This window comes from Kitasatospora sp. NPDC058444, from assembly GCF_042721415.1.
In the GTDB taxonomy this organism is placed as follows: Bacteria; Actinomycetota; Actinomycetes; order Streptomycetales; family Streptomycetaceae; genus Kitasatospora.
The window spans coordinates 22,941-36,308 of sequence record NZ_JBHXLL010000031.1; the positions used below are offsets into that span (position 1 = coordinate 22,941).

9 protein-coding genes are annotated in these 13,368 nt (G+C 71.5%); 5 read left to right on the forward strand and 4 right to left on the reverse strand.

Annotated features, from left to right (window positions below; translation table 11 throughout):
- Positions 1-68: 68 nt before the first annotated feature.
- On the reverse strand, positions 69-2,921 hold the full coding sequence (locus tag ACFWP2_RS27640) for an AAA family ATPase (protein WP_380456262.1): 2,853 nt from the start codon (positions 2,919-2,921) through the stop codon (positions 69-71).
- Between the two features lie 486 nt (positions 2,922-3,407).
- Positions 3,408-4,565: a hypothetical protein gene (locus ACFWP2_RS27645; protein WP_380456316.1), complete on the reverse strand. Its 1,158-nt coding sequence runs from the start codon at positions 4,563-4,565 to the stop codon at positions 3,408-3,410.
- Between the two features lie 252 nt (positions 4,566-4,817).
- On the opposite strand from ACFWP2_RS27645, the gene ACFWP2_RS27650 reads away from it, so the two are divergent.
- The 5 genes from ACFWP2_RS27650 to ACFWP2_RS27670 are packed head-to-tail and all read left to right on the forward strand — an operon-like array spanning position 4,818 to position 10,036.
- Positions 4,818-6,020, forward strand: coding sequence for a nucleotide disphospho-sugar-binding domain-containing protein (locus ACFWP2_RS27650; protein ID WP_380456264.1), 1,203 nt, complete (start codon positions 4,818-4,820; stop codon positions 6,018-6,020).
- A complete protein-coding gene (locus ACFWP2_RS27655) occupies positions 6,017-7,261 on the forward strand; it encodes a hypothetical protein (protein WP_380456266.1) in 1,245 nt (414 codons plus the stop codon). The genes ACFWP2_RS27650 and ACFWP2_RS27655 overlap by 4 nt, the downstream gene beginning before the upstream one ends.
- A 59-nt stretch (positions 7,262-7,320) precedes the next feature.
- A complete protein-coding gene (locus ACFWP2_RS27660; protein WP_380456268.1) occupies positions 7,321-8,076 on the forward strand; it encodes a TylF/MycF family methyltransferase in 756 nt (251 codons plus the stop codon).
- A 26-nt stretch (positions 8,077-8,102) separates the two neighbouring features.
- Positions 8,103-8,840 (forward strand): tRNA-dependent cyclodipeptide synthase, encoded by a 738-nt coding sequence (locus ACFWP2_RS27665; RefSeq protein WP_380456270.1) that lies wholly within the window; start codon positions 8,103-8,105, stop codon positions 8,838-8,840.
- Positions 8,837-10,036, forward strand: coding sequence for a cytochrome P450 (locus ACFWP2_RS27670; protein WP_380456272.1), 1,200 nt, complete (start codon positions 8,837-8,839; stop codon positions 10,034-10,036). Before ACFWP2_RS27665 ends, ACFWP2_RS27670 begins: the two co-directional genes overlap by 4 nt.
- Positions 10,037-10,308: 272 nt before the next feature.
- Here ACFWP2_RS27670 and ACFWP2_RS27675 read toward each other — a convergent pair whose 3' ends face one another.
- On the reverse strand, positions 10,309-11,394 hold the full coding sequence (locus tag ACFWP2_RS27675) for a Rieske 2Fe-2S domain-containing protein (protein ID WP_380456275.1): 1,086 nt from the start codon (positions 11,392-11,394) through the stop codon (positions 10,309-10,311).
- A 225-nt stretch (positions 11,395-11,619) separates the two neighbouring features.
- Positions 11,620-12,789 (reverse strand): cytochrome P450, encoded by a 1,170-nt coding sequence (locus ACFWP2_RS27680; protein WP_380456277.1) that lies wholly within the window; start codon positions 12,787-12,789, stop codon positions 11,620-11,622.
- Positions 12,790-13,368: the final 579 nt, after the last annotated feature.

Consider the following 13,368-nt stretch of genomic DNA (forward strand, 5'->3'; position numbering starts at 1 on the left):
CGGGCGCGGTCAAGGACCGGGGGAACTGTCTTCGGTCCGCTCCTCGGTGGCTCTGGTCTCCGGGGAGGTCAGGTGGCACCGGGCAGGACGTGCCGCAGCTGGTGACGGCTCTCGATCCCCAACTTGCGGTAGGTGTTGGTCAGGTGGATCTCGACGGTCCGCAGCTGGACGAACAGGGACTTGGAGATCTCCCGGTTCGTGTGGCCGGTGGCCGCGAGCGTGGCGACCTTGCGTTCGGTGGCGGTCAGGCTGTCGACGCCCTTCCGGCGCGATCGGGGTATGCGGCCCCCGGCCGCGGTGAGTTCGGCGGCGGCGTGCTCCAGCACGCCGGTGGTGCCGATGTCCTGGGCGAGTTGGACGGCCTCGCGCAGGGCGGTGCGGGCGGCGCCGGTGCGTCCGGTCCGGTGCAGCAGCGCGCCCTGGTCGGTGAGGGCCCGGGCCAGGTCGTGCGGCGCTCCGTAGGCCCGCAGCAGTTCCACCGCCTCGGCCATGACGTCCGGCGCCGCACCGCCGGCCGTCCAGGCCGCGACGGACAGCGCGAGGCCGAGGACCCCGGGGGCGTGCTGGGTGCGCGCCGACTGTGCTTGTTCGAGGGCGAGTTCGCGGGCCTGCCCGTCCCGGCCGACCGACAGGAGAGCGCGGGCAGCCGAGGAGCGCCAGGGCAGCAGCGCATCGGCGATGCCGGACTCCCGCATGCGCCGGCCGCATTCCAGGAGGTCCCGGGCACCGTCCTCGGTGTAGCCGAGCGCGGCCTTCAGCTCGCCGCGCGCGAAGAGGTGGGTGGCGCCGGCGAATCCGCTGGGCAGGGCCTCCGGGACGCCGGCGCGTTCGAGTTCCGTGGCGGCCTCCTCGTGACGTCCGGTCAGCGTCAGCAGGTGGACCAGGCGGGCTCGGACCAGGGTGGCGAGCGGTCCCGAGGGGGCGGCGGCGCAGGCGTGCAGCGTCGCGGCGGCGGCGCGGGCGTCCTCCAGGGCCGCGGCCGGTCCCTTGGTCGCCAGGAGCAGCAGGGAGCGCAGGGACCGGGTGAGAGCCTCCAGGGGCTGGTGCCGCCCTCGGCGGGTGCGGATGAGCGCGGCCTCCAGCAGCGTGCCGGCCGACTCCGGCTGCCCGGTGTGGATCATCACGTCGGCCGCCCACAGGTGGGCCATGACGTGGGCGGGTGTGATGGGGAACTCGGACCGCGCGGCCTGCTGCGCGTCCGCGGACGCGGTGGCGTTCCCCGCCTGCCGGTGCAGCCTCGTCAGGGCGGCCAGCGCCTGGGCGAACGCGCCGCCGCTGCCCGTGTTCCCGCCGACCGTCGGGGACCCGGGCAGCGGCGGGAGCGGTCCCCGCACCCCGCAGTGGGACAGCCGCAGGGCGAGGGCCGGGTCGGCGTCGCGCAGGTGTGGGCCGACGAGGACGAGGGCGATCCGTTCGGCCTGGTCGGGCGGTGCGCCCAGCAGCACCAGGTCGAGCAGGCCGGGGGTCCGGCACACGGTGCGGCCGGCTTCGGGTGAGAGCCGGATCGCCTCGTCGAGGCTGGTGGCGGCCTCGGCCAGGTCGGTGCGGGTGGCGGCCTCGGCCAGTTCCAGCAGGAGCGCGGAACGGGGCTCGGGGGCGAGCGGCTCGGCCAGACCACGACGCAGATAGCAGCACGCGGTGCCGGGGTCCCCGGCGGCCAGGCGGTCGGCGGCACCGGCCCGCAGGGCGTCCAGGACCCAGGGTTCTCCGCCGGGCAGGGCGTGCACGAGGTGCCGGGCGACGGCGTCGGGCGCGGCGCCGCTCTGGTGCAGGAGGCGGGCGGTCCTGCCGTGCAGCGCCTCGGCCTCGCCGGGGGCCAGGGCCGCCCTGACGGCCGTGGTCAGCACCGGGTGGCGCATGGTCACACCGGACGGGCCGGCGGCCAGCACACCGAGGCGCACCAGCCGCTCGACCACCTGGGTGACGACCGGCCGACCGAGTCCGGTCAGCTCGGCGATCCGGGCCGGCGTCGCGGGGGACGCGAGGACGACGACGGCGCGGACGACGTCCAGCGCGTAGGGGGACAGCCGGCGCAGTCGGCCGCCCACCGACCGGGCCACGGAGTCGACCACGATGTCGGGCAGAGCGGTGGCGGCCCGGGCGTCGCAGCCGTGCCCGAGCTGTGCCAGGCGGGCGGCCAGTGCGGTGACCAGGTGGGGGTTGCCGCGGGTGGCGGCCAGGCACGCGTCGGTGAATTCCTCGTCGGGGCCGGCCCCGAGGTGGTGTTCGAGGACCGCGGCCACCGAGGGCCGCCCGAGCTCGCGCAGCGACACCTCCCGTGTCTGGGTGAGCGTCAGCTCGGCCAACAGGTCGGTGCCGTGCGCCTCGGCGCCGGGGCAGAAGCTGAGGACGACGGTCACGGGAACGTCCCTGCAGCGTTCGGCCAGGCCCACCAGCCACCGCAGGGAATCCTCGTCGGCCCAGTGCACGTCGTCGACGGCCACCAGCAGCGGTCCTGCGGCCTCCGGCATGGCCAACCGGCCGAGGACGTCGTACAGACCGCGCAGCGCGGCGGTGCGGAGGGCGTCCTCCGCGGGCAGGCCGACCAGCATCGCCGCGGCCTGCCGCGCGATCGGGAGCCAGCGGCGCTGGTCGCCCGCCTGGCAGGCGGACCGCGCGAGCCGGCGCAGGAGTTCCAGTGGCGCGTCGCGGTCGGCGTAGCTGCACCGGGCGTGCAGGGCGGTGAACCCGCGCTGCCGGGCCGCCGCGGCGGCGTCGTCGAGCAGGGCCGTGCGTCCGGTGCCGGCCGGCCCCGTGATCAGGAGGGATCCGCCGGCGCCGCGGGCGCCCTGCACGAGGGCCTGGTCGAGGGCGGCCCGAGCGTGATCGTATTCGCGCAGGTGCGGAACGGTGGGAGCAGTGGGCGCCGCGGCCGGTGGGTCACATGCGGCGCGGGAGGCCAGGGAACCGAGGGGCAACACCGCAACTTCCTCCCCAGGAGTGCCTTCGTGCCCGTGCCGCTCGCGTCCGCGCCCGGCGCGGGCCTGTTCGTTCGCCCTGCCGGGCTGCCGTCTTCCGGCGTCCTCCTTGCACAGAGGAGTATGTGACAGGAGATGGGGAGTGTTCGCCTGGACGGTCGAGAGACACCTGTGGCATTCCTCACAGACTCAGGGCGGTGCCACCGGAGATGCCCGGTTCGGCGACACCCCGAGGCCACCGGTGCCACCGAGGGCCTCCTCCGCGCCCGAGATGAGTGCGCCGCGGTCGGCCGGCACCTGTTTTCGGGTTCTTCTGACGTACCTGTGGGTGTGATCACGCGGGTTGGCGGTGGGGCGGGGTGGGTCGGTTGCCGCCGAGGCAGAGCATGGCGAGGGCGATGACGCGTCAGCAGCGCGGAAGCCGAAGCCGCGGCGGATGGTCCGGCGGGCGGACACAACGTGAGTCGAGCGGTGGGTCTTCTCGAAGACTCAGCGGCGGATCCAGCCCGGGATCCCTCCTTCGGCGTTGCGGCCCTTCTCCAGGAACGCGATGTTGCGGTAGAGGTGCATTCCGGCCAGGGACGGACCGACTCCGCCGGTGGCCTTCGACGGCTGCTCCTCGTAGTGCAGGTCGTCGACGAGCTGTTTGACCAGGCCGAGCGTGGTGCTCTCGCACACCTCCGGGTCCTCGTTCCCGCCGAAGCCCGGGGCGTAGGAGGTCCACAGGTCCTCGATGACGTAGACGCCTCCGGCGCGCACGTGGGGGAACAGCGCCCGGAATGTTGTTCTGACGTGTTCGTTGATGTGACTTCCGTCGTCGATGACGATGTCGAACGGGCCGTGCTTTTCGGCGATTTCGATCAGTTGGGCAGGGTCGCTCTGGTCGGCCTTCAGCGTGCGCAGGCGCTGTTGGTCGAGACCGCTCTTGTCGTACAGGTCGACTCCGAATACCAGGCCGCGCGGGAAGTAGTGTTTCCACATCTTCAATGACCCGCCGCCCAGGGTGGGGTGGTCGTATCCGCCGATTCCGACTTCGAGCACGCGGACGGGTTGGTCGCGTAGTTGACGCAGGTGGCGTTCGTACAGCGCGGCGAACCAGTGCAGGCCGCCCCACTTGTCCGAGTCGTGGCGCACGGCCAGCCGGGCGAGTCCGGGGTGGTCGGAGGAGCAGCCGGTGAGGACGGTGCTGGCCGCCGCCATGATCGAGCCGAGCGGGCGAACACCGTCCACCGTCATGGACTCCGGGACGAACCGCAGCTCGGTCCGTCGGTTCGCCGGCCCGCCGGGCACGGACGGCCCGAACAACTCCCTTACCAGGTCGAGCACATCGTATTCGATGCGGAAGAGTGCGGCCGGGCCGTCCGCATCGTTCAGGCCGACGGGCCGACCGGCTTGTACGAGGAAGGAGGTGCTGACCCGCTCCTCGCCGCGCGTGACATCCAGGATGATGGTGACCGGTTCGGCGTTGCCCGGTGGATCGCAGCGGAACAGGATCTCGTCGACCAACACGGCCGTGAGGTCGGCCAGTTCGAAGGAGTGGACGACGGAGTGCAGGGAGCGGGTGTCGTCTCCCGCCAGCCTGAGGCATTCGATGGGCGTGGCCGAATCGACATCCCTGTCCGTCATGGGATCCGAGAATGTGCTCATCACATGAAATCCCTTTGTCTGAACTCCATTGGAACGACTGTCGTGTGACACGTTCTCGTGCCCGTTGCTTCCGGTCAAGCCGCCCCCGGAATACGAGTCCCGTGCAATCCGGTGTGATGTTCGGTGCGATTGCACTCGAGGTGAGAGTCCCGGCCCGGCGTACTTGAATGCGGTGCGGCCGAGCTGGACAATCCCAACGAATCACGCCGAATTCGGCGATCCTCGATGCCTCCAGCCGGTTAGGAGCACTTTGTGCGCATCTTGTTCGTGGTGGCACCCGGGGTCGGCCACCTCATGCCGGCGGTTCCCACCATGTGGGCGGCGCATTCGGCCGGTCACGAGGTACTCGTGGCCGCGACCGGACCGAGCCTGGAGATGGCCGCGCGTTCGGGCCTGGCCACCGTGGACGTCTCCGACGGCGACGCCGCCGACTCCTACCACCGGCTCGGTGTCCGGGTCACGAAGAACCGGCCGGACCGGTACGACCTGTCCGACGCCTGGCGCCGGTTCACCGGTGCGGCGGACCGGCCGGGCCCGACGGCCGCCGACCGGCCGGACCCCGCGCGCGAGGACGTCGCCGCCCTGGTCCTCGGGGTCGGAGGCCGGATGGTGGACGGCACCGTGGACCTGATCCGCCGGTGGCGCGCGGACCTCCTGGTCTTCACGACCTTCCTGGCCGGCGGTCAGCTCGCCGCCGAGGCCACCGGAATCCCCTGCGTGATGCACGGGATCGGGCTGCCCTACCCGTCCTTCGCCGCGGTGCTGAGCGCGCTGGAGGACGTCCGGGAACGCCACGGCATCACCGGTGCGCTCACCGGTCCGGTGGCGACCGTCGACCTGTGCCCGGAGAGCCTGCGCCCTGCGGACGCCAAGGCCGGATGGCCGATGCGTTACGTCCCGTACAACGGCGGTGCCGTGCTGCCCGACTGGTTGAGCGCTGCGCCGCGGCGCCCACGCATCTGCGTGACCTGGGGGTCGGTGCTTCCCGCGGTCGGTGGAACCCCGGTCCTGCGGGACGTGGCCGACGCGCTGGCCGCCGAGGACGCCGAGATCGTCCTCACCACGGGCGGGGCGGATCCGTCCGGCCTGGGGCCGCTCCCGCCGAACCTCCGTGTCGTCGACTGGGCGCCGCTCAGCGCCCTGCTGCCGAGCTGCGCCGCCGTCGTCCATCACGGAGGTTCGGGCACCACCTTCACCGCACTCGCCAACGGTGTGCCGCAGCTGGTCCTGCCCCAGGTGGCGGACCAGCCGGTGAACGCACAAGCGGTGGTGGAGCGGGGGGTGGGGGTGGCGTTCCCCGACCGGGACATCGACCCCGAGGCACTCGTCGACGGAATCCGCCGCGCACTGACCGATCGGCGAATCCGCGAGGCCTGCCGGCAGGTCCGGGACGAGATCAAGGCGATGCCCGGCCCCGAGCAGGTCGTCCGGCAGCTGGTCGAGGCCGCGTCATGACCCTCACCGGCCCTGGACCGGCGGGCGCCCCGGCCCCGGCACCGGCCGGCGACGCCGCCACGAGCGTGGCGGCCGGCTCCGGCTGGCCCGCGATCGAACCGCTGCTGCGCGCGGCGGCCGACGAACACGGGCTGGCGCGGGCCGTCGGTGCCCTCGGGCTCGACCGGGTCGCGGAGGTCGTCGTCGAGGAACTGGCCGTGCGGTGCGATCCGGTGCCGGTGGACGGTGCCGCGCACCTCGCCTTCGAGATCACGTCGGACGGTGAACGGGCCTGTCGCCTCCTCACCGTCGACCGCGACGGGCTGACCTGGAAGCGGGACGGCTGGCAGGCGGCGCCGGTGCGGATCACCCATGACGCCGTCGACCTCCTGCGCGGCCTCTACGGCCCCGGCACCGATCGCCGGACCAGTCGGCGGGTCACCACCTGCGCCGAGCTGAACGCGCCCGGCCCGGCCCCCGGCGCGCTCACCTCGATCGTCCGTGAACGCCAGCGACTCGCGGTCGCGGTCCAGGCGGTCGTGGCCGCCTGCCAACGGCACCCGGTCGACCTCGGCGGGCTCTCGACCCGGTTCGGCTCGGACAAGTGGGCCGACCTCCACTGGTACACCCAGCACTACGAGCGGCACTTCGCCCGCTTCCGGAACGCGCCGATCCGCCTGCTGGAGATCGGGATCGGCGGCTACGACGCACCCGACCAGGGCGGCGCGTCACTGCGCATGTGGCAGCGCTACTTCCCGGCGGCACTGGTCCTCGGGCTCGACATCGTCCCCAAACCCGGCGTCCGGGGCCCCCGCATCGCCACCGCCGTCGGGGACCAGGGCGACCCCGGACTCCTGAACGACCTCGGCCGTCGGTTCGGGCCGTTCGACATCGTCATCGACGACGGCAGTCACCTCAACGCCCATGTGCGAGCCTCCTTCACCGCCCTGTTCCCGCACGTGCGGCCGGGTGGGCTGTACGTCGTCGAGGATCTCCAGACCGCCTACTGGCCCGGCTACGGCGGCACCGCCGGCCCCGTCGCCGGGCCCGGAACCTCGGTCGGCCTGCTCAAGCGGCTCGTCGACGGCCTGCACCACCGGGAGTGGGTGCCACCGGCGGCAGCGCCCGGACCGTCCTACGCCGACCGGCATGCCGTGGCCCTGACGATCTACCACAACCTCGCCTTCGTCGAGAAGGGCGTCAACTCCGAGGAGGGCGCTCCCGACTTCATCGACCGCGGGTGCTCCGCACCACCAGCGTGACGTCCGCCAAGACCTCCGGACCGATCCGGACCACGACCGACCTGCCAGGGAGACAGCCAGTGGACGACTGCGACAGTGACGGGCACCTCTACCTGGACCTCATGAAGAAGGTCCTGACCAATGTCATCTACCAGGACGGCGGGCTCACTCCGGACGGACCGACCGGCTACCGGGCCGAGGAACGGCACGGAGGCCTGGACTGGCCCGCCGCCGCACACACGATGATCGGAATGGAGCGGTTGGACAACCTGCACGACTGCCTGGAGCGGGTCGTCGCGGACGGCGTCGACGGCGATCTCATCGAGACCGGCGTCTGGCGCGGCGGGGCCTGCATCTTCATGCGCGCTTTCCTGAAGGCGCACGGCATCACCGACCGCCGCGTGTGGGTGGCCGACTCCTTCACCGGCATCCCCGAGGTGGGCGCGGACGGGCACCCCCTGGACCACGAACTGGCCCTGCACCAGGCCAACGGGGTACTCGGCGTGCCCCAGGAGGAGGTGGCGGAGAACTTCCGCCGCTACGGGCTGCTGGACGACCAGGTCACCTTTCTCCCGGGCCGGTTCCGGGACAGCCTGCCCCAGGCGCCGGTCGAGAAGCTGGCGCTGCTCCGGCTCGACGGCGACCTCTACGAATCCACCTGGGACGCCCTGACCCACCTGTATCCCAGGCTGTCCACCGGAGGGTTCGTGATCGTCGACGACTACGTCATCCCGGCGTGCCGGGCCGCTGTGCACGACTTCCGTCAGGAGCAGCGGATCGACGACCCGATCCGACGGATCGACGTCTGCGGCGCGTACTGGCGGCGGAGCCTGTGATCGCGGTCCCGGCGGAAGCCGTCACGGTGCACCCCCTCAACGAGCAGTCGCGGGAGATCCTCGACAGCGGTGAGGCCGCCGTGTTCGGACTGAGCCCGTTCAACGGGTTCTACCGGCCCGCGACCGTCGAGACCCTGCTGGCCTGGGCCGCCGGAAGGTTTCGGCACGTCGAAGCCGTCCTGCCCGGCTACGAGACGGCCTTCGGCCTCATCGCCTGCGGGCGGGCACCCCGGGAGGCCGCACAGAGCGCGACCCGGGCCGTGCGCAGGATGCGCGCGGCGGCACGGCGCGGCCTCGACGCCTCCGGACCGAACCCGCACGCCCGGGTCAACAGCTGGACCCGGCTCGTCAACCGGAAGCGCTACCGCGAGCTGCGTGCCCAGGTCGACGACGTCTTCCGCTCGGACGGCCGGTTACGGGAGCTGTGCCGGGAGACGTCCCGCTGCTACCTCAGGGCCGTTCTCGGAGGCGAGCCGACCACGGCGCAGATCGAACTCAACCTCGGCTACGTCCTCGCCGAACTCCCGCTGGTCCTGGACCTGCCCGGCATCACGGGGACGCGGACCGCCCTCCTCCTCTACAACCGTCCCTGGCCCTTGCAGCTCGCCCTGTGGAACCACGAAGTCCCCGCCCTGGCACCGGCGCCGGGCCACGGCTTCGCCACCATCGCCCTGGCCGTCGAGCCCGCCGCAGAGCCGGCCGTGGCATCGGCCGTCGAACAGGCCGCGCCGCCGAACGCCGATACCAGAGGAGCCCGGTCGTGACCTCGTCGGACACCGACATCCTCCAGTGGCCGCTGCCCGCGGGCGAGCACGGGACCCCGCCTCCGCTGTACGCCACGCTGCGGCGGGAGCGCCCGGTCTGCCCGCTGCGCATGCCCAGTGGGCAGACCACCTGGCTGCTGACCCGCCACGACGACATCACGGGAGTCCTGACCGACCCGCGCTTCTCCAGGGACCTGGTCTACCCGGGCGCGCCGCGACTGATCGGCGAGGACTTCAACTCCGTGCCCGGGGGCATCTTCAACCTGGACCCGCCCCGGCACACCCGGGTACGGCAGATCCTCAACCCGCTGTTCAACCGGCGAGCCGCCGAACGGTCCTCCACCGCCATCGCGGCGCACGCCGAGGACCTGCTGACGGCGATGGCCGCGGGAAGCAACCCCGCGGACCTGGTCAGCGCCTACACGGCGCCCCTCGCCCTGCGGGTCAGCTGCGGCCTGCTCCGCATCCCGGCGGACCGGCGCGAGGCGCTGCACGGCTGCTTCCGTGAGCAGACCAGCCAGAACGCGGACCGGACGGACGTCACCGCCGCCACCGAGCAGATCGGTGCGCTGGCCGCCGAGATCGTCGCGGACAAGTGGTCCGCCCCCGACCCGACCGATCCGATCGGCGCCCTGATCGCGGCCCGCCAGGCCGACGAGATCACCTCCGACGAGCTGCACGGAACCGTCAGCTACCTGCTCGTCACCGGGATCGAACCGCTCGTCTCCTCGGCGTCCACCGGCATCGTCACCCTGCTCAGGCACCCCGAGGAACTGCAGAGCGTCCTCGACGACCCGCGGCTGTGGCCCGCCGCCGTGGAGGAGATCCTGCGGTTCCACCACAACGGCTACCTGTCCAACCCGCGAGTCGCGTTGGAGGACACCGAGATCCGCGGCGTGCCGATCCGCGCGGGGGAGTCGGTCGTCACGCCGATGATCGCGGCGACCTGGGACCCGGACCACTACAAGCACCCCCACCGGTTCAACATCCACCGCCGTACGGACGGATCGAGGACCTTCGGCGCCGGCCCGCACTTCTGCCTGGGCGCCTCACTGGCCCGAGCGCACCTGAGGATCGCTTTCGAAGCACTCTTCACCCGGTTCCCGAGACTCATCCTCGCGATCGACGCGGACGAACTCCCCTGGGACGAGGACAACCTGTTCACCCGCCCGCTCGTCCTGCCGGTCGCCTGGTGAGGGCCGGCGGCGCTTGGGCCGTCGAGTCCGGCCGGCTCGCCCCGGGCCGATGAGGCCCGCTGTTCCCGGAGGGCGGGAGTCGCCGTGACCGCGGCGCGGGCGGGCTCGCGGGGGCCGGGGTCGGTGGAGCGCCGGGTGAGGTGGCCGCCGGAGTCGTCTTCGTGACGGGGGCCTCCGTCGCCTGCGCGGCGGCGGAGGCCCCTGTCAGCGCCTGCGCCCGCATCCCCGGGTTCCCGTCCGTGGAATCCCTGTCGCCGGGCGGCGGCAAGGTGTCAGTCGAACCGGGCGAGGTCCGAGCTCTGGGGGCCGGGCAAGGACCGTTCATCCTGGTTGTGCGGATAGAACTGCCTGGCCCAGTGCCGGAAGGGGCCGATCGGACCGTCACCCTTGGCGAGCCGCGGGTGCGGCCGGTACTTCTTGCTGTACCAGATCGGGTAGTCGACGGCGGTGAAGTCCTCGCTGAACCTGATGAGGGGACCGATCAGCAGCCGGGACAGTGTGCGGCTCACCTGGTGTGCCAGGGGTTTCGGCAGCGACGACGGTTCGTCGAAGACGAGCCGGCTCGCCTGCCGGTACTGCATCCGGTTGGGCTCGATCATCGTGCCCATGATCAGCGTGCACATCCGCGTCCGGAGCCGCGGAGTGTGGCTGTCGGAGTGCAGGAAACCGATTCCGTATCCGTCGACTTCGATGTCGATGGGGCTCTCGCCGATCAGCGGGAACTTCTCGCGGACCCGCATCGAGACGTGGAAGGTCTTCTCGCCGAAGACGACGGGGGTGGGGAGCTCCGCCTTGGCCCAGCCGTGCAGGGTGCCGAAGTGTCCCACGTCGACGGAGTTCTCCATGATTTCCTGGGCATGGCCGGGCATCTCCCAGGTGCCGTAGCGCCGGGGGAGATGGCCGATGGTGTGGATTTCCGGAATTTCCCAATCCGGGGCGCGGCCGTCATGGTGCCACCAGACGAATACGGCCTCGTTCACCTCGCGTACCGGCAGGCCGGTCAGCGACGCCTTCGGAGGCGGTGTGCCGTAGCCGGTCCGCACGCACGCTCCGTCCGGGCCGTAGGCGAACCGGTGGAACGGGCATACCAGGTCGTCACCGTCGAGTTCGGCCAGGCCCAAGTGGGCGCCCAAGTGCGGGCAGTACGGTTGGACGGCTCGGACGACGCCGTTGCGCAGCCGGTACAGCACCACGTCCTCGCCGTGCAGCCGGCGGGTGAGCACGGAGCCGGGCTTCAGCTCGCCGGAGAACGCCACCGCCGACCAGCCGTCGGGGTAGGGCAGGACAGGGGCTAACGCCAGGTCGGCACGGGTCGGCCCCTGGGTAATATTCTGTGCATATTTACGCGAAAGTCGCATGAATTCCTCCTGGATTGGGTCCAGGTCGAATCCTAATCCAGGGATGTTGGAATTTCTGATGAAGTGCCGGGGGTTTGAAGAATTCCTGCGCTCTATGAAATGACTGGCGTTCATTTCATTTTGCGTACCGCAGGTCGAAGGTGGTGGAAGGGGTCATCGGTCGGGGAGTGCCCCGACCGGTCGATCCCGTCCGACTCCCGCGCCTGCGGTACGAGGGACCACGGATCACCAGGTGACCGGCAGCGCCTGCAGGCCGCGGAAGACGAGTTCCGGCACGTAGCTGAGCTCGGACTCGTCAACGGCGAGGCGCAGTCCCGGATACCGCTTCACCACGGACCCGATCGCCACCCGCATCTCCCGGCGGGCCAATATCGCGCCGAGGCAGAAGTGCGGCCCGTGCCCGAAGGCGAGGTGCGCCGCCGGTCCTTCGCGCGTGATGTCGAAGCGGCCGGGATCCGGGTACACGCCGGGGTCGCGGTTGGCCGCGACGATGACCGGCAGCACCGCTTCGCCCGCCCCCAGTTCGACGCCCTCCAGAACGACGGGCTCGGTCGTGACCCGGACCTCGGCGGAGGTGAAGAGCCTGCTGTAGCGCAGAAGTTCGTCGACCGCCGGTCCGATCAGGTCCGGTGACGACCGCAGCAGCGCGAGCTGGTCCGGGTGGCGCAGCAGGGTCAGGAACGAGTTGCCCAGCTGGTTGACGGTCGTCTCGTGGCCGGCGATCAGCAGGCCCTCGAGGTTGGCCAGCAGCTCGGGTTCGGTGAGGTGGTCGCCCTCGTCGTTGGCGGCGACCATCGCCGAGATCAACCCGTCGTCCGGCCGCGCCCGCTTCTGACGCACCAGGTCGGCGAGCCATTCCTGCATCTCGCCCTGTGCGGCCCGCAGTTCGTCCGGAGTGATGTTCGTGACGAACAGCCGCCTGGTCCACCGGCGGATGGCCTCCGCCTCGGAGTAGGGCACGCCGAGCAGCTCGCAGATGACCATCAGCGGCAGTGGAGCGCAGAGACCCGCCACGAGATCCGCGGTCGGATCGAGGGAGTCGAGAAGGGAGTCCACGATGGACTGCACGCGTGGCTCGAGCTGATCGACCATGCGCGGGCTGAACGCCTGCGACATCAGCTTGCGCAGGCGGGCGTGGCGCTCGCCGTCCTGGCTGGAGATCAGCAGCGGGTCGGCGGCGACGGACAGTTTCAGCGAGCCGCCCGGAAGTGTGGCCGCCTCCCGGCTGAACCGGCTGTCGCTCAGGACCTGGCGCACCGCCTTGTAGGAGAGGGCAAGCCAGACGTCTGCCGGACCCATCGTCGCGAGGACGACCGGAGCCTGCGCGAGCAGGGCCTCGGCTTCGGGCTCGTTGTCGAGGTGGTGGGGTGTACTGAGGGGAAACGTGGCTCGCATCGCTGCCTCCTGACTGGATGTCACCATGACCGGGCGTCGGTTGCCGGGCGCGAACGACCGGGACCGATGCGCGGATCGGTGACAGCTGGATGGTGTGCCGCCGCGGGCGGTGGCGCCTCGCGATCGTCTCGACGTCGATGGGGCGAGCGGTTCGGCCCGAGCTGTCGGCGGCGCCGGCGGTCGGTTCGCTCGATCCGGGTGGTGATCGCCGTGCGGAGGTCTTCCCGGGTGGCCGGATGACGGTCGAGGACGTTCTTCTGCGCGAGTGCGAATGGGATTCTAGGGCGTTGTCACCGGCGGCGTCGACGGTTCCCGTGAACCCGGCCCGGTCGTGGCGGTGCAGGGGCGTGGAGGAACTTCCGTGATCGCGCCGGCAGGTTCGCCGGGCAGGTCCGCCGGCGGACACCGCGACGGGCCGTCCGTGAGAAACGACGCGTTTCCTGGGAACGGGACGGATCTCGCCACGGAATTTTTATCGTGCGGGCATATGACGTTGTGATGTGCCTCGTTTGAGACAGCCTTCGCCCGGCCCATGGCGATGGCGTGATGTTGCTGCCATGCTCGTGTGCGCCCCGGGAA